This is a genomic window from Fontimonas sp. FW305-C-3 (assembly GCF_058783185.1).
This window is the reverse complement of the sequence record NZ_JBYSYK010000003.1, coordinates 360,668-381,374: the sequence shown is the minus strand read 5'-3', so window position 1 is coordinate 381,374 and position 20,707 is coordinate 360,668. Positions and strand designations below refer to the sequence as shown.

Annotated in this window: 15 protein-coding genes; 9 read left to right on the top strand and 6 right to left on the bottom strand. The window is 64.8% G+C overall.

Annotated elements, in window-relative coordinates; translation table 11 throughout:
* Window positions 1-46: 46 nt before the first annotated feature.
* Entirely contained in the window at window positions 47-991 is a 945-nt protein-coding gene (locus AC3WUF_RS13265) for a helix-turn-helix transcriptional regulator (RefSeq protein WP_492426314.1), read from the bottom strand.
* 173 nt (window positions 992-1,164) lie between these two features.
* On the opposite strand from AC3WUF_RS13265, the gene AC3WUF_RS13260 reads away from it, so the two are divergent.
* From AC3WUF_RS13260 to AC3WUF_RS13250, 3 genes are all read left to right on the top strand, one after another.
* Window positions 1,165-2,727: an acetate--CoA ligase gene (locus AC3WUF_RS13260; protein ID WP_492426312.1), complete on the top strand. Its 1,563-nt coding sequence runs from the start codon at window positions 1,165-1,167 to the stop codon at window positions 2,725-2,727.
* A gap of 20 nt (window positions 2,728-2,747) precedes the next feature.
* Window positions 2,748-3,875 carry an FAS1-like dehydratase domain-containing protein gene (locus tag AC3WUF_RS13255; protein WP_492426310.1) on the top strand — a complete coding sequence of 376 codons (1,128 nt, stop codon included), beginning with the start codon at window positions 2,748-2,750 and terminating at the stop codon, window positions 3,873-3,875.
* Window positions 3,876-4,263: 388 nt separating this feature from the next.
* Window positions 4,264-7,059 carry a TonB-dependent receptor gene (locus AC3WUF_RS13250; RefSeq protein WP_492426308.1) on the top strand — a complete coding sequence of 932 codons (2,796 nt, stop codon included), beginning with the start codon at window positions 4,264-4,266 and terminating at the stop codon, window positions 7,057-7,059.
* 165 nt (window positions 7,060-7,224) lie between these two features.
* On the opposite strand, the gene AC3WUF_RS13245 is transcribed toward AC3WUF_RS13250, so the two are convergent.
* The 4 genes from AC3WUF_RS13245 to AC3WUF_RS13230 form a co-directional block, all read right to left on the bottom strand.
* Window positions 7,225-8,817, bottom strand: a complete 1,593-nt coding sequence (locus AC3WUF_RS13245; protein WP_492426306.1) for a Vgb family protein — start codon at window positions 8,815-8,817, stop codon at window positions 7,225-7,227.
* Window positions 8,818-8,844: 27 nt separating this feature from the next.
* A complete protein-coding gene (locus tag AC3WUF_RS13240) occupies window positions 8,845-9,987 on the bottom strand; it encodes an AraC family transcriptional regulator (protein ID WP_492426304.1) in 1,143 nt (380 codons plus the stop codon).
* A gap of 216 nt (window positions 9,988-10,203) precedes the next feature.
* Window positions 10,204-11,211, bottom strand: coding sequence for an AraC family transcriptional regulator (locus AC3WUF_RS13235; RefSeq protein WP_492426302.1), 1,008 nt, complete (start codon window positions 11,209-11,211; stop codon window positions 10,204-10,206).
* Window positions 11,212-11,431: 220 nt separating this feature from the next.
* The gene (locus AC3WUF_RS13230) at window positions 11,432-13,072 is read right to left on the bottom strand and encodes an AMP-binding protein (protein WP_492426300.1); all 1,641 of its coding nucleotides are present in this window, start codon (window positions 13,070-13,072) and stop codon (window positions 11,432-11,434) included.
* Between the two features lie 198 nt (window positions 13,073-13,270).
* Here AC3WUF_RS13230 and AC3WUF_RS13225 point away from each other — a divergent pair, with 198 nt between their 5' ends.
* From AC3WUF_RS13225 to AC3WUF_RS13205, 5 genes are read left to right on the top strand one after another with little or no spacing between them, the layout of a single operon-like run.
* The gene (locus AC3WUF_RS13225) at window positions 13,271-14,056 is read left to right on the top strand and encodes an SDR family NAD(P)-dependent oxidoreductase (RefSeq protein ID WP_492426298.1); all 786 of its coding nucleotides are present in this window, start codon (window positions 13,271-13,273) and stop codon (window positions 14,054-14,056) included.
* Between the two features lie 11 nt (window positions 14,057-14,067).
* Window positions 14,068-14,700, top strand: coding sequence for a carboxymuconolactone decarboxylase family protein (locus tag AC3WUF_RS13220; protein ID WP_492426296.1), 633 nt, complete (start codon window positions 14,068-14,070; stop codon window positions 14,698-14,700).
* Window positions 14,697-16,361 carry a class I adenylate-forming enzyme family protein gene (locus AC3WUF_RS13215; RefSeq protein ID WP_492426294.1) on the top strand — a complete coding sequence of 555 codons (1,665 nt, stop codon included), beginning with the start codon at window positions 14,697-14,699 and terminating at the stop codon, window positions 16,359-16,361. The genes AC3WUF_RS13220 and AC3WUF_RS13215 overlap by 4 nt, the downstream gene beginning before the upstream one ends.
* A gap of 6 nt (window positions 16,362-16,367) precedes the next feature.
* Window positions 16,368-17,429, top strand: a complete 1,062-nt coding sequence (locus AC3WUF_RS13210; protein WP_492426292.1) for an NAD(P)H-dependent amine dehydrogenase family protein — start codon at window positions 16,368-16,370, stop codon at window positions 17,427-17,429.
* 51 nt (window positions 17,430-17,480) lie between these two features.
* Complete coding sequence (locus tag AC3WUF_RS13205) at window positions 17,481-17,981, top strand: hypothetical protein (protein WP_492426290.1); 501 nt, start codon at window positions 17,481-17,483, stop codon at window positions 17,979-17,981.
* A gap of 98 nt (window positions 17,982-18,079) precedes the next feature.
* On the opposite strand, the gene AC3WUF_RS13200 is transcribed toward AC3WUF_RS13205, so the two are convergent.
* Window positions 18,080-19,183, bottom strand: coding sequence for an acyltransferase family protein (locus tag AC3WUF_RS13200; protein ID WP_492426288.1), 1,104 nt, complete (start codon window positions 19,181-19,183; stop codon window positions 18,080-18,082).
* Between the two features lie 584 nt (window positions 19,184-19,767).
* Here AC3WUF_RS13200 and AC3WUF_RS13195 point away from each other — a divergent pair.
* Entirely contained in the window at window positions 19,768-20,661 is an 894-nt protein-coding gene (locus AC3WUF_RS13195; RefSeq protein WP_492426286.1) for a hypothetical protein, read from the top strand.
* Window positions 20,662-20,707 lie beyond the last annotated feature (46 nt).

Here is a 20,707-nt window from a genome sequence, read left to right as displayed (position 1 = left end):
CTACATTCCGGTGTGCCAGCAACTTAGGGGCGGGTCGCCGGGCTGTCTACGATGAATTCCGGTCAGCGCGTTGAGATGCGGCCATGGTCCGCAGACGTCCGACCGCCGAGGCTTCGCTGGTGGCCGCGTAATGCGGCGGCAGCGTCTGCCGGTACTGCGTCGGCGTCATGCCGGCGGCGCGACGGAAGGCGTAGCAGAAGTTGGAGGACGACGAGAAACCGAGGGTCTCCGCGATGTTCGTCACGCTGTCGTCGGCGGCGAGCATCGCGCGCGCATGCGCCATCTGGCTGCTGGCCACATACGCGCCCAGCGAGCAATCGCGCGCCAGGCGGAAGCCGCGCGTCAGCTGGCGCACCGAAAGCCGGCACAGGCCGGCGAGCTCTTCCAGCGTCGGCGCCTTACGGATTTCCTGCACGCGTTCATCGATGCGCTTGAGCTGCCATTCCGCCAGGCCGCGCTGCGGCAGGCGGCCGGGCAGGGCGCCGCCGTAGCGCAGCAGCTCGACGCTGATCTGCGTGACCATCGCCTCGATCATGACGTTGCTGGCAAAGCCCGGATGCCGCGTTTCATCGGCGACGCGCAGCATCAACTGGCGCAGGTTGGCATCGCGGATATCGAGGCCGGTCAGCAGGAAGTGGTCGGTCAGCTCCGGCAGCTCCTCGAACAGCGACACGACCGGGCCGAGCTCGAGCTGGCACAGCACCGAGTACAGCGGATTGGCCTCGTCGCTGCGCACGTTCATGTCGATCGTCGGCGGCAGCACGAAAAGATCGCCGATGCGTTCGTAACGTTCGGTATTCCAGCGGTCCGCGAAGCAGGCGCGTGCGCTGCGATGGCGCGTGCCCAGGCACAGCTCGACGCGAATCCTGTCTTCCATCCGCAGCACGCTGTGCGGTGGCTCGCCGAAGCGATAGTGGACGAGCTGCACGAGCGCGCTCGGCACGTTCACTTCGGCTTCGACATCCATTGCGGCATCGATCTGGCGATTCATGGCGGCAAGCCTGCAAGCAAGAAACCGGTCCTGATTATGCCTTTCCGTCGGCGACCGGCAATTCGACAGTTGTTGTATATATAAAACAATAGTTGCGCATTGACAACAACTGACCGGCTCTGTTCTGATGCCGGCCTGGCGTGATTCCGCGCCGGGGATCTTTCGGAAATCTGATGAGCAAGCTGACCGACTACACGAGCTACGCGGACGCCCAGCGGCTTTATTCGATGCAGGCAGTCTGGGCGCTGTTCGACGGGTCGCCGGAGTCGTTCAACATTGCCCACGAGTGCGTCGACCGCCATGCCGGTGATGCGCAGCGGATCGCCGTGCGGGTTGCGCATGCGGACGGCCACGACGAGATCATCCGTTTCAAGGAGCTGTCGGCCTGGTCGAGCCGCTTCGCCCACTGGCTGGTCGCGCAGGGCGTCAAGCCGGGCGATCGCGTCGCCTTCATGCTCGATCCGTCGCTGGCGTTCTACACGGCGATGTTCGGCGCGATGAAGATGGGCGCGATCAGCGTGCCGCTGTTCACGCTGTTCGGCCCGGAAGGTCTGCAGCTGCGCGTGGCGGACTGCAATCCGGTGATCCTGGTCACCAACACCGAAAAAGCCGAGATGGCGAAAGCTGCGGCGAACACCCGCGTGGTCGTCGCCGACGATTCGCTGTTCGACGCGCTGAAGGCCTATCCGGACACGTTCAAGACGAGTACGAAGGCCGATGACCTCGCCGCCTTCCAGTACACCTCCGGCACGACGCGCGAGCTGCCGGCGGCGGTCAAGCACAATCACAAGTCCATCGTCGTGCTCGCGCTTGCCGCGCTGTACGGCACCGGCGTGCGGCCGCAGGACGATTTCTTCTGCCCGTCGTCGCCGGCCTGGGGCCACGGCATGTGGCACGGCACGCTGGCGCCGCTGTCTCTGGGCGTGACGACCGGCACGATGTCCGGCAAGTTCGCCGCGCTACGTCTGCTGCAGGCGCTGCAGGACTACGGCATCACCAACCTGTCCGCCGCGGCGACGCACTACCGGATGATGAAAGCGACCGGTGAGGCTTCGAGGTTTAAGTTCAAGCTGCAGAAGCTGTCGTACACCGGCGAGCCGATCGACCCGGCGACGCTGGAATTCACCGAGCAGCTGTTCGGCCGACCGGTCTGCAGCATGTACGGCACGACGGAGATCGGTGTCGTGCTCGTCAACTATCCCGGCGCGGCGGATTTCACGGTCAAGCCGGGCTCGCTCGGCAAGGCGATTCCCGGCCAGACCGTCGAAGTGCAGGACCCGAACGGCAAGCCCTGCGCACCGCGCCAGGTCGGCGAACTCAAGCTGCTGCGGCGCGGGCAGTGGGTCCCGACCAAGGATCTCGGCTGGATCGACGAGGACGGCTATCTCTACCACGGCGGCCGCGCCGACGACGTGATCATCTCCGCCGGCTGGACGATGAGCGCGGTCGAGATCGAGAACGTGCTGCTCAAGCATCCCGACGTGCGCGAAGCCGCGGTCATCGGCGTCAAGGACGCGCTGCGCGGTCAGGTCGTCAAGGCCTTCGTCGTCACGCCGCGGCCGAGCGACGAGGCTTTCGTCCGTGAACTGCAGGACTTCACGCGCGAGCGCCTCAGCCAGCACGAGTTCCCGCGCCAGATCGCCATCGTCGAAGAGCTGCCCAAAACCCCGGCCGGCAAGGTCAACCGCAAGGTGCTGCGCGATCGCGAGAACGCCGCCAGCGCCGCTGCTGCTTAAGTTTCCAAGGAGAAGACGACATGTCCAACGATGTAAATCTGTTCCCGAAGATCACCGACAAGGGCCTCGAAGAGCTGCGCAAGCGCATCGGCGTGGCGATCACCGATACCGTCGAACCCTGGAACTACGAGGCTACGCGCGACGCGATCCGTCACTACGCGCACGGCATCGGCGACGACAATCCGCTCTGGTGCGATCCGGAGTACGCGGCGAAGTCGCGCTTCGGCACGCTCGTTGCGCTGCCGAGCTTCCTGTTCACGACCAGCCGCATCATCTCCGGCTACGTCGGCGGCCTGTCGGGCACGCACGCGATGTGGGCCGGCGCCAACTGGCAGTGGCACAAGCCGGTGCTGCGCAACGACACGATCACGACCGAAGCCAAGCTCAAGGATCTGATCGAGCATCAGACCAAGTTCGCCGGTCGCTCGTTCCAGCAGATCTACAACGTCAAGTTCTACAACCAGAGCGGCGACCTCGTGTCCGAGGCCGACAGCTGGTGCTTCCGCACCGACCGCGACACCGCGCGCGAGAAGGGCACCAAGTACACCGAGGTCAAGGCCCGCGAGCCGAAGAAGTACACGGAAGAAGAGCTGGCCAAGATCTTCGAGCTGTACGCCAAGGAAGAAGTGCAGGGCGCCAAGCCGCGCTACTGGAAGGACGTGCAGGTCGGCGACAAGCTGCCGCAGATGGTCAAGGGTCCGATGACGGTCACCGGCTTCATCTGCTACGCGCAGGGCTGGGGCGGTCTGTACATCCGCGCCAACAAGCTGGCCTGGCAGCAGCACCACAAGCATCCGGGGCTGGGTATCAAGAACCGCTTCAACATTCCGGACTGCCCGGAACGCGTGCATTGGGAAGAAGAGTTCGCGCTCAAGGTCGGTACGCCGGGCGCCTACGACTACGGTCCGGAGCGTTGCTCGTGGCTGACGCATCACCTGACCAACTGGCAGGGCGATGCCGGCTTCCTGCGCAGCAGCCACTGCCAGATCCGCCGTCACAACCCGGAAGGCGACACCGTGTTCATCAACGGCGAAGTCATCCGCAAGTTCGAGGAAGGCGGCAAGAAGCTGGTCGAGATCAAGCAGCTCGCAACGACGCAGACCGGCGAAACCTCGGCCTTCGGCGGCGGCATCGTCGAGCTGCCGTAAGGGTTCGAGCTGGATCGACCGGGCGATTGCCTTGTCTTGCAGTCTCAGTTGTCCCGCCGAGTACGCCGCGTTGCGGTACCGGCGGGACAACCCTAGTCTCGATTGCAGCAGTAACGCGACGCGAAACCGGACCGACCGGTGCCGCGTCGTTGTTGTTTCCGCGGCAGCGAATGCTGCAGTGCGATTTCGACAGGCCGGGTGGCGTCGCGCTGTGGCGTGACATTGTCGCACCGGGTCAAGAATTGAAGGTCGTCGCGCCGTTAGTTTGAGCGCATACGTCATCAGTGTTGACGGGCGGCACGCGTGTCGGGGTCTTTGTGGCCGGTCCGCGGGCTTACCTAGCGTCGGCATTCCCCTTGGAATGCCGGCCGAATGCAGGGGGAGATAGATGAAAAAAGTGATCAACGCAGCGGCTGCAAGTCTGCTTGCCGGCATGAGCCTCGGGCTCAGCCTGACTGCAGCGGCGCAGACCGCGACGCCGGCGCCCTCGGGCGGCGACAGCGATTTCGATGCATTCCTCGACTCGATCGCGGAAACCCCGGCGTCTTCGCCGGCGCCGGCAGCCTCGGCCCCGACGTCGGCACCGGCTGCCGCTGCCGCGCCCGCCGCGGCTCCGGCCGAATCCGCCGCTGAAGTTTCCGATACACCGGTCGATGCCGTCGCCGAACCCGCTCCGGCGGCGCCGAGCGAACCGGCTCCGGCCGCCGCCGGTGCGCCGGTCGATGTCATCGAACTGCCGCCGGATGCCCCGGCGCCGGATACCCTGGCCGCACCCGCGCCGCGCAGCCGCGTCATCGAAGAGATCATCGTGACCGCGCAGCGCCGCGAGGAAAGCGTGCAGGACGTACCGATCTCGATCACGGTGTTCGACGGCAAGCAGCTGTCCAACGCCAACATCACCAACTCCGCCGACCTCGCGACGCAGACGCCGTCGCTGTCGACCAACACCCGTTTCGGCGCCGACAACGCGACGTTCTCGATCCGCGGCTTCACGCAGGAACTGCGCACGACCGCCTCGGTCGCCACGTACATGGCCGAAGTTGTCGCGCCGCGCGGCCAGAGCTCGCAGACCTCCGGCGACGGTGCCGGCCCGGGTGCGCTGTTCGACCTCGCCAACGTGCAGGTGCTGAAGGGCCCGCAGGGCACGCTGTTCGGCCGCAACACGACGGGCGGCGCGGTGCTGCTGGTGCCGAACCGGCCGAAGGACGAGTTCGAGGGCTACGTCGAACTGTCGGGCGGCGAGTGGGAAATGCAGCGCCAGCAGGCGGTCATCAACGTGCCGGTGAGCGAAGACTTCAAGTTCCGCCTCGGCGTCGATCGCAACCAGCGCGAAGGCCACCTGAACAACATCGTCAACATCGGCGCCAGCCAGCTCGGCAGCGTCGACTACACGTCCGCGCGCCTCAGCACGATCTGGAACGTCAGCGACGCCGTCGAGAACTACACGATCCTGTCGTACATCGATTCCGAGAGCACCGGCTACAGCTCGCAGCTGTACGCCTGCAACGAGGACTACCTCACCGGCGGATTCTTCCTGCAGTTCTCCGGCACGCTGCACTATCCGGCCTGCCAGGCCCAGCTCGACCGCCAGGCCGCTGCCGGCCAGAACGGCTTCTACGATGTCGTCAGCACGATCAAGTCGCCGATGACGAACATCAAGGAAAAGCGCCTGATCAACACCCTGAGCTGGGAGCTCAGCGACGACGTCACGCTGAAGAACATCCTCGCCTACGCGCATCTGCACACCGAAAACGGCTCGGACATCTTCGGCACCCAGTTCCGCTACAACGTGCCGCTGCTGACGCTGCCGCTCATCGGCCCGATTCCGCTTGATCCGGATCCGAGCCGCGAGTTCAAGACCGGCGTGTCGGTCGCCAATCCGGACTGGCCGGTCACCAGCCAGGAAACCTATGTCGCCGAACTGCAGCTGCAGGGCACGTCGTTCGACGGCGGGCTGGATTGGCAGGGCGGCGTGTACTACGAGAACAGCCGTCCCGACGGTTTCTCCGGCAACAACTCCGCCGGCCTGATCTCCTGCGAGATGGCTTCGCTTGAAGGCCCCGCGTCCGGTTTCAACTGCTACGACCCGCTCGGCGGCGTCGTCGGCGGCGTGCTGGTCCAGGCCTACAAGACCGAATACCTGAATCGCGCGGCGTATGCACAGGGCACCATCCACTTCAGCGACGAATTCAGCTTCACCGGCGGCCTGCGCTACACCTGGGATCACACCGAGGCCTACGGCGAGAAGACCCGCTACACCTGGCTGCTGAACGTGCCGCTGGGACCGAGCCTGCAGGTTGTCACGCCGGAAGTCAGCAGCAAGGCGCCGACCGGCCTCGTCGAATTCGACTGGAAGCCGTTCGAAGGCCAGATGATCTATGCCAAGTACCTGCGCGGCTATCGCCAGGGCAGCGTCATCCCGGCGGCCGATCCGGGCGTCGATACCTTCGAGCCCGAGAAGGTCGATACCTACGAGCTCGGCCTGAAGACGCAGTTCGAAGGCTTCATCCCGGGCCGCTTCAACATGGCGCTGTTCTACAACGACTTCACCAACCAGCAGCTGCAGCTCGGCTACATCTCCAACACGTCGACGCAGACGACGACGATCGTCAACGCCGGCAAGTCGCGCATCGCGGGTGTCGAAGCCGATCTCTATCTGCAGGTTCTCGAGAATCTGTCGTTTGCGCTGGCGATGTCCTTCCTCGATACCGAACTGCTCGAGCAGGAAGACCTGACCGGTCGTGTCGGCGAAGCCGGCGGCGGTATCGCCGGGGCATCGGTGACGCCGATCGCCGATGTCGGCGACGAGCTGCCGTACGCGCCGAAGCAGACCTATGTCGCCTCGCTGAACTGGGATCTGCCGGTGCCGTCGGAATGGGGCCAGATCTTTGCCGGTGCAACGTACTCGTACATCGGCGAACAGCGCTCGGCTGCGACGAGCTCGGGTCCGTTCGGCCTGCTCGACGCATTCGAGCTGCTCAACCTCAACCTCGGCTGGACCGGCATCTTCGGTTCGCCGGTGGACGTCACCGCGTTCGCGACCAATGTCCTCGACGAGCAGTACGTGACCTACACCAGCGGCACCTACAACCTGCTGGCTTACGAATCGCGTGCACTGGGTACGCCGCGCATGATCGGTGCGCGTCTGAAGTTCAACTTCGGTGCGGCGGCAGCTGCGCAGTAGTCTTCATGGCTTGATAAAAAAAGCCCGCCGATCGGCGGGCTTTTTTTGTTTCACTGTATTTTCGTAGGATGGGCTAAGCGCAGCGCAGCCCAGCCCATCGGAGGGCGATGCGGCTGCGAAACGATGGGCTTCGCGATGCTCAGCCCATCCTACGGACTACGGACCTTAGATCCGCCGCAGTGCCAGGATGCTGCCTTCCGCATCCGCCGACAGATACAGCGTGCCATCCGCGCCGGCGGCGATGCCGGCAAACGGCCCCATCGGTCCAGTGAACGGCGGGAATCCACGCAGCGGCTTGGCAACCACGCCAGCCGGCACGCCGACCGGCAGGTCGCTGGCGATGACGCTGCGCTGTCCGGTCTTCAGATCGACGGCGATCAAGGCCTGCGCGCCGGCATCGACGACATACAGCTGACCATCGCGCACCAGCACGCCATGCGGGCGCTTCAGGCCGTCGATCACGGTCTCGACACGGGCGCCGGAAACCTTGACGACACGACCGCCGCCGGCTTCCGAGACAAAGCAGTGGCCGTCGGTGTCGAGCGCAACGCCGACCGGATCGCGCAGGTCGGATGCCAGCACTTCGGTCTGGCCGCCACGGATCGACAGCAGCCGGCCGGTGCCGAGCTCGGCGACGACCACACGGCCATCGGCGCCGACGTCGATGCCGTACAGCTGGTCGAAGCCCTGCGCCAGCACTTCGCTTTCGCCCTGCGCCGGTTTGTAGCGCGCGACCTGGCCGCCGGCGGTCGCGACGATGAGCTCGCCATCGCCCACCGCGCGGACGCCGCGGATGTAACCCGGGAAGCCGGGGCTGAACATCATGCCGACCGATTTCAGCGCGCCGTTCTGCAGCTGGAACAGATGCGCACCGTCGGCGACGTAGATCGCGCCGCGGCTGTCGACCGTCACGTCGAGCGGACCGTTGAGACCACCGGCGAGCAGGCTGCTGACCTCGCCCTTGCCGCCGATTTCGGTGATCTGGCCGGTGAAGCTGGAAACGAACAGCCGTTCGCCGACGATCGTCAGATTGTCGAGGCCGGGATCGAGCTGGGCGAGCACGCTGCGCTCGCCATTGCGCGGATCGATGCGCAGCACCTGGCCGCTATGGACCTGGGTCGAGACGATCTGCCCGCGCGAGTCGAACTTCACCGAATCCGGCACGCCCAGATCGCCGGCGACCTTCTCGACGGCGCCGCCGTCGGGATGAATGCGCCAGATCTCGTTGGTGCCCATGACCGGGAAATACAGCAGACCGTCCGGGCCGACTTCCATCGCATTGGGCATCGGCACATCGGCGAGCAACACGCGCGGCTCGCCGCCATTCAAGTCGAGCTCGAGCAGGCGCCCGCCGATGCGGCACTCGCCGATGAACAGGCGGTCCTGATGAACGGTGATGCCGTTGGCGGCGGGCATGTCGTCGCGCAGCACGCGCGTCTGGCCGGCGCGATTGCGCACGCTGACGCGACCGTCCATGACTTCGGTTGCGTACAGATTGCCGCTGGCGTCGAAGGCCAGATCGTCGGGCGCGATGATGTCGCCGCCCTTGGCGCTGATCGCCTCAACCGCGCCGGTTGCGATATCCACCGCGCTGATCTGGCTGCCCGAAACCTGCGCGACGTAGATGCGGCCATCAGGGCCGGTGCGCAGGCCATTGGCGCCGAACAGGCGGCTCGGCGGCGTCAGGCTCTTCAGTGTCCAGCCTTCAGCGAGACTCGGTGCTCTTGCGGCGCGATAACGCCCGGACGACTGCGACATGCGTAAGGTCTCTGTTGAGGGGCTGGATCAGCTGACGGCTTCGTCGACGCACAACGCGGCCTTGGCCGATGCGTTGCTCTGTCCCTTGCGCAGCTGGCGCGGCGATGCCGAGAACCAGCGTGTGCAGCTGCGCGACAGCACGGAGGTTTCGGAGTAGCCGAGAATTTCGGTCATCTTCACCAGCGACACGTTCGATTGCGCGAGATGGCGCAGCGCGACGTCGCGGCGGACCTGATCGCGAATCGCTTCGAAGGATTCGCCTTCGTCGCGCAGGCGGCGCTGCAGGGTGCGCGGATGCAGATTGAGCCCGGCGGCAACCCGCTCGTGCGTGCAGCCGCCTTCGGCGAGCAGATGGGTGATGAGGATGCGCACGCGCGAGCTCAGGCTGCGCGAGACGGCGGGGAAGCGTTGGTCGATGTAGCTGGTCGCGATCTCGTGAAGCTGGGCATCGCGATCGGGCAGCGGCTGATCGAGATCCTTCTCGTCGAACAGCAGGCCGCTCATGCTCTGGCCGAAGCGCAGCGGCGCGCTGAAATGGCTGCGGTAGACCGCCTGCGGCGCACTCGCCTCGTGGCTGAACCAGATTTCGGTGGCGCGCATGCGGCCGTTGCCGATCGCCGCGCAGACCTGATGCAGCAAGGTCAGTGCATGCTCGGTTGCCTGCAGCTGTGCGCCGGGCACGGCGGCAATATGCTCGACCAGCAGGAACGTCCGACCGTCGTCCGGCAGCTGATCCAGGTACAGGCGCATGGCGCCGTTGTAGGCCTGGCTGTGATCGGCAAAATACTGCAGTGCGCTGCGCAGCGTCGGCGCATTGCTCAACGCAACCCCGATCGGGCCGAGAATCTTCGTCGCGCCGGCAGCGGCCTGAGCGGTCGCGAGGCGCATGCCGAGATCGGAGCATTCGAGCTGCTCGGCGGCGGCGTCCAGGAGCTGGGCGAGATCAGGGAAGGCAATCGTCGCCTTGTCGTCGCCGAGCGCGGTGGGGGCGATGTCCGCCTGGCGCAGCAGCGCGATCGTGTCGCCGCCCAGTGCGCTGACGATCTCCTTGAACCTGCAGAGTGCGCTGCTGCGAATGGCGCCGAGCTGCATCGTCGGCCGTTTCGCCGCCGCCTGCGTCGCGCGCCCGGCCGGCTTGCGCAAAGTCGCCATCGAATCGACCGAACTCATGCACTTCTCCTCGTCGACTGATATCCGCTTGAGCGGCTTATATCAACTATTCAACACTGATGTTCATTGTTGCCGAGTGAGGCGCGCCTGTAAAGGCAGGCAGGTCGATGCTGCGACACAGCATGGGGCGGTTTGAAGGGGGTTAATCCGTCATTCCCGCTTTCACGGGAATGACGGAAGAGGTGGCAATCGACCGCGCGATGTCGGAGACGACGCCTACTCGTCGCCGTCGCCACCCAGCCGCAGCTGACGCGGTGACGCGCCAAACCAGCGGAAGCAGCTGCGCGACAGCGCCGAAGTGTCGGCGTAGCCGAGCAGTCGGGCGATCTGGATCAGCGGAACGCTGGATTGCTTCAGGTAGCGCTGCGCAATGTCGCGGCGCACGCTGTCCTTGATCGCCTCGAACGAGGCGCCTTCGGCCTTGAGCCGGCGCTGCAGCGTGCGCGGATGCATGCCGAGCATCGAGGCCACGCCTTCGTAAGTGCAGCCGCCGTCGAGCACCAGACGCTCGACGATGCCGCGCATACGCGAGCTGAGCACGGACTCTTCGGCGGGAAAGCGATTCTCGATGAAATCCGAAGCCAGTTCGTAAAGCTGCGGATCGGCATCCGGAATCTCGGCGTCGAGATCCTGATCGCTGAACAGCAGGCCGTCCATCGCTTGGCCGAAGCGCACCGGAATGCGGAAGTACTGGTGGTAGATCGAGATCGACGACAGCGGCTCATGGCTGAACCAGACCTCGCGCGCACCGATCCGGCCTGCGGTCACATGCAGGGCTACATGCTGGGCGAGCAGCAGCGCGCGCTCGGTCGCCTGCAGATGCTCGGAAATCTTCGGCAGCAGAATTTCGTAGCGGAAGAACTGCTCGCCCTCGCGCGGGCCGGGCTGGCTGCGCATCTGCGAGGCGGTGCTGTAGACCTGCAGGTGCTCGCCGCAGTAGCTGAAGGCTTCGCGCAGCGTGCGCGAGTTGCGCATCGCGAATTCCAGCGGGCCGAGCACCTTGAGGCCATCCTGCGCGGCGGCCAGGCGCAGGCCGAAATCCGGGCAGGCCAGTTCGTCGGCGCTGCGTTCGAGCAGTTGCACCAGCGTGCGATAGGGAATCAGTGCGTGGCGATTGTCGAGCACGGCCGGCTCGATATTCGCCTTGGCGAGCAGCGCGGACGGATCGCCGCCGATGGCGCTGACAACCTCGCTGAACTTGCGCAGCGCATCGACGCGCACCATGGCATGCGCATCGTCCAGTCCGCCGTCGGTTGCGGCAGTGTCAGGCGCTGGCGTCGGGGGGATTGAAGCTTTGCGGGCTTGCACGCGGCGAGGATGACCCAGCGCAGAAGGCAGTGCAAGGTCGCTCTGAGCTCGTCATTCCCGCGAAAGCGGGAATCCAAGGAATGCACAGCAGCGCTCTCCGCCCTGGATTCCCACTTTCGCGGGAATGACGGTTTGATTAATTCTGCCGCTGCAGCAATGCCGCGCGAATTTGATGCTTGAGCACCTTGCCGGCATCGTTCTTCGGCAGCGCATCCCACAGCACGACCTGTTCCGGCGCCTTGAACATCGCGACGCCGAGCTGCTTCAGGAAGCTGCCGAGACTAGCGACGTCCGGACCTGCAAGGCCGGGCTTGGCGACGATGACCGCGCAGGCGCGCTCGCCGGTGCGCGCATCGGGCAGGCCGACGATCGCGATCTCGGCAATCTGCGGATGCCCGATCAGCAGGTCCTCGACTTCCTTGGGCGAGATGTTCTCGCCGTTGCGGATGATGATGTCCTTGGCGCGACCGGTGACGACCAGATACCGCTCGTCCTTGAAGCGCGCGATGTCGCCGGTGCGGAAATAGCCGTCCTCATCGAAAGCCGCCGCTTCGTCCTCGACGTGCAGATAGCCGGCCAGCATCTGCGGCCCGCGCGCGCAGACTTCTCCTTCGCCGGTTGGCGCCGAGCCGTGATTGACCAGCTTGATCTCGGCGTAGCCGCCGCGACCGTCGGTATCGGCGGCGTATTGCGATTCGCCCGGCAGTGTCGCGCCGACCGTCGTCACCGGCACTTCGGTCGAGCCGTAGACGCGCGTGACGACCGCGCGCTCGAAGCCATCCTTCGCCGCGCGGATCAGCGACGGCGGCACCGAGGCGCCGCCGCAGATGAAGACCTTGAGGCTTGGCAGGCGCGTGCCGGCGCGGCGAGCCGCCGCGAGCAATTGTTCGAGAAACGGTGTTGCGCCGGCCATGTGTGTGCAGCGCTCGGCGTCGATGATCTTCACCGCTTCGTCGGCATCCCAGCGTTCCATGACGATCGCGCTGCTGCCGAGCAGCAGGGGCGCCTCGAAGGCGTAAATCGAACCGCCGATGTGGGCGATCGGCGAGGGCACGAGGAACTTGTCACCGACATCGACCAGCCAGTGATCGCGCAGCTGGCACAACAGCGCATGCAGCGAGTTGTGCGTGTGCAGAACGCCCTTGGGCCGGCCGGTCGTGCCGGAGGTATACATGACCATGCGCACGGCGTCGGCATCGCGCGCCGGCAGGGTCTGCGCCGGCGCGGCGTGCTGCAACATCGTGTCGTAGGACGTGTGCAGCCCGGAGGGACCGCGAAGCACAACAACCTGCGGCGGATTTTCGATCTGCGCGACGACCTTGCCGAGCATGGCCGCGTAATCGAACTGACGGAAGCTCGCCGGGATGAACACGAAGCGACTGTCGACGTCGCTGAGGATGAACTGCAGTTCGCGCTCGCGCAGCGACGGCAGGATCGGATTGACGACCATGCCGGCCAGCGTCGCGGCGAGGTAAATCACCGCAGCCTCGTGCCAGTTCGGCAGCATGAACGAGACGACGCTGCCGCTCGGCGCCCGCGCGAGCATCGCCTGGGCGAGTGTGCTGGCCTGTGCGTGCAAGCTGCGGCAATCCATGCGTGTGTCGCCTTCACCGATCAGCAGGCGCTGCGGCGTCTGCTCCGCGGCGCTCTGCAGTGCGTCGGCCAGCGTCTGCCGGACCCAATGACCTTGCGCGTAGGCCTGCTGCGCGCGCGCCTCGTCCCAGCGGATCCAACGGCCCGCGACCTGTTTGCGCCCGGCTTTCAGCTCATTCTGCATTGCGGCAGCTCTTCGAATTTGCATCCAGCCTAGGGTCTGGCCGCCCGGGTCGTCTTGATCGTGGGCGACAGCCCGGTGTCCGACGGCGTCAGCCGGCTGTCGCCCGGAGTCAAGCCTGTGTCCGGCCCGATCAATACCCCGGCGGCCGGCTCTTCTAGTTTCATGGGCATCTGGGAAATCCCAAAAGAATCCATTTCAATGACCACAGAACTCAAGGTTGCCATTCTCACCGGCGCGAGCAGCGGCATCGGCTTCGGCACGGCCGTCAAGCTTGCCGGCATGGGCATGGCCGTCGTCGGCGTCGGCCGCGACGAAGCCCGCCTGGCCGAACTGGCCAAGGCGATCGGCGATCCGGCGCGAGTGGCGACGATCGCCGTCGATCTCACCGCGGACGCGGCGCCCAGGCAGGTTGCCGACCTCGCGGTTTCGCGCTGGGGCGCGATCGACTTTCTCGTCAACAACGCCGGCGTCGGCAGCCCCAAGCCGCTGCACGAGACTGACGATCAGACGCTCGACTATTTCCTCGGCCTGATGCTGCGCGCGCCGTTTCGCATGGCGCGCGAGGCGATCGGACACATGCGCAAGGACGGCGCGATCATCAACGTGACGTCGACCTTCGCCCACGTCGGCGGCCTGCGCGGCGGTGCATATTCCGCGGCCAAGGCCGGCCTGACCGGGCTGACCCAGCACATCGCCTGCCAGTACGGCGCGACCGGCATCCGCTGCAATGCCGTCGCGCCGGGCGTGACGGTGACGCCGATGACCGAAGGCCGTCTGCAGGACGAACGCTTCCGCCGCATGAATGTCGAGATGACGCCGCATACGCGCCTCGGCAGCGTCGATGACGTCGCCAGCACGATCGCCTTCCTGTGCTCGACCGGCGGCAGTTTCATCAACGGCCAGACCATCGTCGTCGACGGCGGCTGGAGCTCCACCAAGTACCTGTCGGATTTCGCGCTGACGTCGGCGTGGACGCCGCGCTGAGGGATGCAGACATGCAGAACGAACCCGCGGCGCGCATAGCGCCCCTGATGCCGCCGGACTGGGATCCGGCCGCGCACGATGCAATGAGCTCGTTTCCCAGCGCGCGCGACTTCGTGCTGAAGAACTGGCAGGGCGCCGATCCGCGCGGCACCCACGGCATCGGCGTGATGCTGCGCCATCCGGCGGCGACCCGCGCCTTCCTGACGTTCAATCAGCACGTCGCCGTGACGAGTTCGATTTCGAAGCGCATCCGCGAGCTGCTGATCCTGCGCATCAGCTGGCTGCGGCGCTCGGAGTACGAGTTCGTCCAGCATGTGGTGCTCGGCCTGCGCGCCGGCCTGACCGAAGCGGACATCGAACGCCTGCAGGAAGGGCCGGATGCGGCCGGCTGGGATCCGTTCGACGCCGACCTGGTGCGCGCCGTCGACGAGCTGCATGCCGATGCCTGCATCGCCGACGACACCTGGGCGCGGTTGTCCGGGCATTTCAGCATCGAACAGCTGGTCGACATCATCTACACCGTCGGCTGCTACGAAATCGCCGCAATGATGTTCAAGACCCTTGGGGCGCAGCTCGAAGCCGGCGTTCCCGGCCTCGCGCCGGAAGTGCGCGCCCGCATGCATGCCACGAGGAATCAGCAATGACGGACTCCATCATCCGCGGCAAGCCGCTGGCCGAAGAACAGCTGGGCGCCCTGACGCTCGGCGGATTCCTGCGCGAAGTCTGCAGCGCGCACGGTCCGAAGGAGGCGCTGGTCTATCACTTGCCGGACGGCAGCGTCCTGCGCATGAGCTACCAGCAGGTGTGGGAACAGGCCTTCACGGTCGCGCGTGCGCTGGCGGCGCGTGGCGTGACCAAGGAAACCCGCGTCGGCCTGCTGGTGACGAACCGCGCCGAGTGGGTGACGTCGATGTTCGGCATCGCACTGGCCGGCGGCACCTGCGTTGCGCTGAGCACCTTCGCGAAGGGTGCCGAGCTTGAGTACATGTTGCGCGTCGGCGATGTCTCGCTGCTGATCTTCGAGCGCTCCATCCTGTCGCGCGACTTCGCCGGCGAGCTGATCGAGATCTGCCCCGAACTGGGCGCCGGCGAGATGCCCATCGCGTCGACGCGTCTGCCGTATCTGCGCCGTGCGATCTGCGTCGGCGAGCCGCCGGCCGGCTCCGGGATCGAACGCTGGGACGATTTCCTCAAGGGCCCGCTGGCGTCCGCCGCGCTGGTCGAAGCGATGAGTGCGGAAGTCGCGGCGACCGATCGCGGCTTTGTTTTCTTCTCGTCGGGTTCCACCGCCAAGCCGAAGGCCATCGTGCAGACGCACCGCGCGGCGGCGCTGCAGTGCTGGCGCTGGCCGAAGATTTTCGGCCTGCAGGGCGACGCGCGCAGCTGGACCGCGAATGGCTTCTTCTGGTCCGGCAATTTCTGCATGGCCCTCGGCGCGACCTTCGCGTCCGGCGGTTGCATGATTCTGCAAAGCGCCTTCAACGCCGGAGAAGCGCTGCGCCTGATGGAGGTCGAACGCGTGACGCTGCCGATCGCCTGGCCGCATCAATGGGGCAAGCTGGTCGAAGACCCAGGCTGGCAGAACGCCAAGCTGTCGACGCTGCGCTATGTCGGCGAGACCGCCGCGCTGCGCACGCATCCGACCGTCAATGCGGACTGGCAGGAACCGGTCGCCGCTTACGGCAGCACCGAGACCTTCACGTTGGTCACCGTGCATCCCAGCGGCACGCCGCGCGAGATCGCCGACGGCAACAATGGCTACGCGCTGCCGGGCAATACGATCCGCATCGTCGAGCCGCTGAGCGGCAAGGTCTTGCCGCTCGGCGAGGCGGGCGAGATTGCCGTCAAGGGGCCGACGCTGATGCCGGGTTACCTGCGCATGGCGGTCGAGGAGACTTTTGACGAAGACGGCTTCTTCCGCACCGGCGATGGCGGCTTCATCGACGCCGAAGGCCGCCTGCACTGGAAGGGTCGCCTCAACGACATCATCAAGACCGGCGGCGCGAACGTTTCTCCACTGGAGATCAACGACGTCATTGCGCAGTGCCCCGGCGTGAAGATCGCGGCGACGGTCGGTGTTCCGCACGACACGCTGGGCGAGATGGTCGTGGCCTGCATCGTCGCGCATGACGGCGCCAAGCTCGACGAAGCGGGCATCCGCGCCTTCGCATCGGAGCGCCTGTCCAGCTACAAGGTGCCGCGCCGTGTACTGTTCATCGACGAAGCGGAGCTGGTGATGACCGCATCCAACAAGATCAAGACTGCCAACCTGCGCGAGCTCGCGGCAGGCAAGCTGGCCGGATAAACGAACATGAGCAAGCCACGCAACAAGCGCTACCGCGTCGTCCAGTGGGCCACCGGCAACATCGGAACGCGTGCGCTGCGCACCGTCATCGAGCATCCGGCGCTGGAGCTGGTCGGTCTCTACGTGCATTCCGAGTCCAAGCAGGGCAGGGATGCCGGCACGTTCTGCGATCTCAGCACCACCGGCGTGCGCGCGACGCGCAGCCTCGACGAGATCCTCGCGCTCAAGGCCGATTGCGTGCTGTACATGCAACAGGGGTTCAACGTCGACGACGTCTGCCGGATTCTCGAGTCGGGCACCAACATCGTCACGACGCGCACCGAGATCAACAATCCCGCGGGTCTGGATGCACCGACCCGCCAGCGCATCGAGCAGGCCTGCGCGCGCGGCGGTACGTCGATCCACGCGACCGGTGCCAGCCCGGGCTTTGTGACCGAAGCGCTGCCGCTGGTCATGACCTCGCTGCTGCGGCGCCTCGACCATCTGCAGATCAACGAATACGCCAACCTGGCGCCGCGCAATTCGCCGGAGCTGCTGTTCCAGATCATGGGCTTCGGCCAGGCGCCGGACCCGCGCCGCGACGCCGGTCGCGCGCATCACCTGCGTCAGTCCTTCGCGCCTTCCCTGCAGCTTGTTGCCGAAGCGCTGGGGCTGTCATTCGACGATGTCGAGGCGAGCGGCGATGTCGCGCTCGCCAGCAAGCGCACCGAGCTTGCCGCCGGCGTCATCGAAGCCGGCACCGTTGCCGCGCAGCGCGCGACAGTCAGTGGCCTGTACAAAGGCAGGAAGCTGATGACGTTCACCGCCAATTGGTATTGCACGACCGACATCGACGCCAGCTGGGATCTGCGCAGCGACGGCTGGCGCATCGCCGTGGAAGGCGACGTGCCTGTCGAGCTCGATATCCGCTTCCCGGTTTCGGCCGAGCGCTGGCCGCTGGTGTCGCCCGGCCTCACGGCCCACCGCGCCGTCAACGCGATTCCCTACGTCTGCGACGCCGCGCCAGGCATCCGCACGACCGTCGATCTGCCGCAGATCCTGGCCGATCTGCGGACCGCCGGCAGCTGAAGGAGCAGCATCGCGCTGGTGCTTGCGAGTCCCCATTGAACTGGAGCAACCTTGGCGGCAACAGCCAAGAGGTGCTCAGTGAGAGAAGCGTTCGATACCCCATCCATCGGCGGCGCGGTGCGTGCGCTACTGATCTCCGGCGCCCTGGCGTTCTCGGGCCTGGCCTCCGCAGCCGATGCGGACAAGCAGCGCGGTGCTGCGCTGGGCGCCTACCTGACATCGTCGGCAGTCATCAGCGAACTCATCGCTTCGTACTGCCCCGAGGTGAAATTCAAGAGCCTGAAAACCGGCCTCAAGGCGCTGGAGCAGGAAAAGCCGTACGTGAGCGCCGCTGAGTACAAGGAAGTGGAACGCTACCTCGCAAGCGACGATTACAAGATCGGCGTCAAGGAACGCGCGCAGACCTATGCGGCGAGCATTACCGCGGGCGTCAGCGAAGGGATGGATCGCAAGACGTCCTGCGGTCTGAGCGTGGGCATCTATATCGGTGCCGCCAAGGCCGAAAAAGACCGATGGGATTCGATCAAGATGGCGAGTCGGCCTGCCCAATAAGCGGTGCAGCTGGACGCTGCTCAACAAAAAGCCCCACCTTTCGGTGGGGCTCTGAGTTGGTGGGATTGCGGAAATCGAACCCGCGTCCGACAGCTGGCTTACGGGTCGGACCGCCGTGGTGCCGGATGATCCGACGCGGGTGGGGTGCTCAGCAAGGCACGCAGCCATGGCCAGCGCTCCATTCCGCCCAGCATCCAGGTGCGCGCGGGTTTTTCCACGCCGGCATGCGCGAGCGCGGCGCAGGCAATGGTTACGCTCCACAACAGCAGGATGTATGGCAGCAAGCCCAGCCGCGGCACGTGCAGATCCAGCCGGAACAGCACTTCCTGCACCGGGATGTGCAGCAGATAGAGACCAAATGAGATTCGCCCGAGATACTGCAACGCTGCGGCCCGCAGCAGCCAGCTCAACACACCGCGTTCCAGACCGAGCAGCAACAACACTCCCGCCATCAGCGGAATGGCGGCGAAATCCAGCTTCGTATCCATCGGTCCGCGCACAAGCAGCAGGGCCAACAACCCCAGCGCGAACAGCTCGGCCACTGAGAAACCCACCCGGCTGCCCGGCACGGCCTGAATCCGTTGCCAGACCCGGAACATCAGCCAGCCCAGCAGGAATCCAGCGAGTCCGCGGCAGAAGCCGGCGCTGAGCCAGTTCCAGTAGACCTGATGGTGTACGCCCAGAATGCCGCTGGAATTAAGAATCAGGGTGTAAAGCAGGATCACCGCCAGCGCCAGCCACAGGCTGCGCACACCCCTGGGCAGCAAGCAGTAGGCGACCAGGTTGACCATCAACTCGACCGAAACGGTCCACGCCGGGAAATTCCAGGTCAGCTGGGTTGGATTCAGCCCCACGTTGTGCAGCAGCAGCAACTGCTGCACGAGCGTGAAGGTGGTGCCGTCTCGGAACTCCGGAAAGATCCGGTAGCGGAACACGTAGCACGTGATGTACGCCAGCAGGGCGAAGATATGCAGCGGATAAAGCCGCGCGAGCCGCTGCCACAGGAATGTTCCGCTGTTCAGGCGTGCCGGGGCTTCGAGGTAGGCGTGGGCCATCACGAATCCACTCAGCATCATGAAAAACTCGACTGCCAGATAGCCCGGAAATCTGTAGGTGACGTGGAAAACGACGATGATCAGCGCGGCGATGCCACGCAGTCCTTCTAGCGCTCCGAAATGCTTACGGGCCGGATTTGAATGCACGTCTAATGATCCTGTGACCGAGTTGGATTGGGCGCACTTTGGCGCCCATCGCGCATTTCAGCGTCAATGCATTGCGCCAGGCAAGTTGCGGTCACGTTGACACACCTCGCGACGAGCCGATTTCGCGCTCGCAGGCGGTGCGTATGGCGCGCTTGTGCGGCAGACAGTGGACCCCGCGCAAGAATCGCCACCCAAAAATAAAGGCCGCTACGTTCGGTAGCGGCCCTAAGGGTTGGGATGGCGACTACCACATTAGGCCTCTTCTGCGCAGGTAAATACTGGTTTTTTGCATTTCATAAAAACCAGATGCCCCCACAGTTGCCCCCAAAGGAGTCAACTGTCTCGCTCATTGCTCCGGAAATTGATGGTGTGCATCGCTCTCGGGCAGCAGCTCCTATCACACCGTTGGCAATGTTAGCTGTGGGCGTTGGCAAGCCTGCTAATTAGCTTCCGCGTGTGGCTGGCATACGATATTTCAGAATCGTATCAATCTTGACAAGCTTAGCCATTCGACCGGCTAAGCGCCTCAGCCCATTTGCGGAGTGTCGGTGAATACAGCGCCTGCGAGTACAGAGGAATGCCCCTTGCCGGACAGGGAGGCTTACATACGTGAGTTGGTGGGGCGGCAAGCGGAGATAGTGGGACGTCTAGACCAGCTCAGTTCCGTAGAGGACGACTGGCACAAGCCGCTACAAGCTTTGAAGGCCGAGCTGGTTTTTGCGCAGGAGGATTTCAAAGCCTATATCGTCGATTTGAATGGGGAGCTCTCACCGACGCTGCCCGTAGGCAAGCAGCACTTTGAGGACGCTATTCATGCCTTGGAAGAGGTGATGGAGAGCTTTTCTAGCGGTTCTAGGCGAGATCCTTTTTTTGAAACTCGCTCATGGGATTCACCGGCGCTCACGCGCTGGCCGAAGCGCATTCTTAAAGCTGTGGGAAGCTTAAAGAGGTTCCCGGCGGTGCTAGGAAAGTCAGGGGCACAAGTGGACTCCTGCGCGGGCTTGCAGGCGATTGGAATTACATTGCTTGCAATCTTTGCCGAGAGGCTCGCTAACGGCGGACATTTAATGCATCTGCCGGTGCTAATTCACGCGCAGCATCTACTAAGAATGGCGACAGCCCAGGTGGGGCGCGGCGAAGCAACGGCTGCTCAGATTCAGCGTGTGCGAAATGCGTTTCACAGGGAGCTTGGGGAGGCGGCCGCTATGAAGCGCCACGACAAGACGAGACAATTGGCCGAGTTCGGTGGTCGGTTAATCCACGAAGCTGTCGTGCAAGGTCAGAAACAGCAGGCTGCCCTCATTTCTGTGTATGACACCGTATGCGCCAAGGCTAGGGAGCTAGGTCTACGGGAGCCCCAGAGAGGCCGATTTATTGAGGGCCCAACAGGGAAAAACTGGCACATCCGTTACCGTGAGCAACGGGGAATCCCAATTGCTAAGCGTCGCCCCAGAAAAAATAGTACGCCTACCGTATAAGAGGATTTTTTTATAAGCGTACTTTCTTAATAGTTCGTTTCCTTTC

Coding starts and splice junctions, on each gene's coding strand:
- AC3WUF_RS13265 (WP_492426314.1), bottom strand. CDS start 991: ATGAATCGCCAGATCGATGCCGCAATGGATGTCGAAGCCGAAGTGAAC.
- AC3WUF_RS13260 (WP_492426312.1), top strand. CDS start 1,165: ATGAGCAAGCTGACCGACTACACGAGCTACGCGGACGCCCAGCGGCTT.
- AC3WUF_RS13255 (WP_492426310.1), top strand. CDS start 2,748: ATGTCCAACGATGTAAATCTGTTCCCGAAGATCACCGACAAGGGCCTC.
- AC3WUF_RS13250 (WP_492426308.1), top strand. CDS start 4,264: ATGAAAAAAGTGATCAACGCAGCGGCTGCAAGTCTGCTTGCCGGCATG.
- AC3WUF_RS13245 (WP_492426306.1), bottom strand. CDS start 8,817: ATGTCGCAGTCGTCCGGGCGTTATCGCGCCGCAAGAGCACCGAGTCTC.
- AC3WUF_RS13240 (WP_492426304.1), bottom strand. CDS start 9,987: ATGAGTTCGGTCGATTCGATGGCGACTTTGCGCAAGCCGGCCGGGCGC.
- AC3WUF_RS13235 (WP_492426302.1), bottom strand. CDS start 11,211: ATGGTGCGCGTCGATGCGCTGCGCAAGTTCAGCGAGGTTGTCAGCGCC.
- AC3WUF_RS13230 (WP_492426300.1), bottom strand. CDS start 13,072: ATGCAGAATGAGCTGAAAGCCGGGCGCAAACAGGTCGCGGGCCGTTGG.
- AC3WUF_RS13225 (WP_492426298.1), top strand. CDS start 13,271: ATGACCACAGAACTCAAGGTTGCCATTCTCACCGGCGCGAGCAGCGGC.
- AC3WUF_RS13220 (WP_492426296.1), top strand. CDS start 14,068: ATGCAGAACGAACCCGCGGCGCGCATAGCGCCCCTGATGCCGCCGGAC.
- AC3WUF_RS13215 (WP_492426294.1), top strand. CDS start 14,697: ATGACGGACTCCATCATCCGCGGCAAGCCGCTGGCCGAAGAACAGCTG.
- AC3WUF_RS13210 (WP_492426292.1), top strand. CDS start 16,368: ATGAGCAAGCCACGCAACAAGCGCTACCGCGTCGTCCAGTGGGCCACC.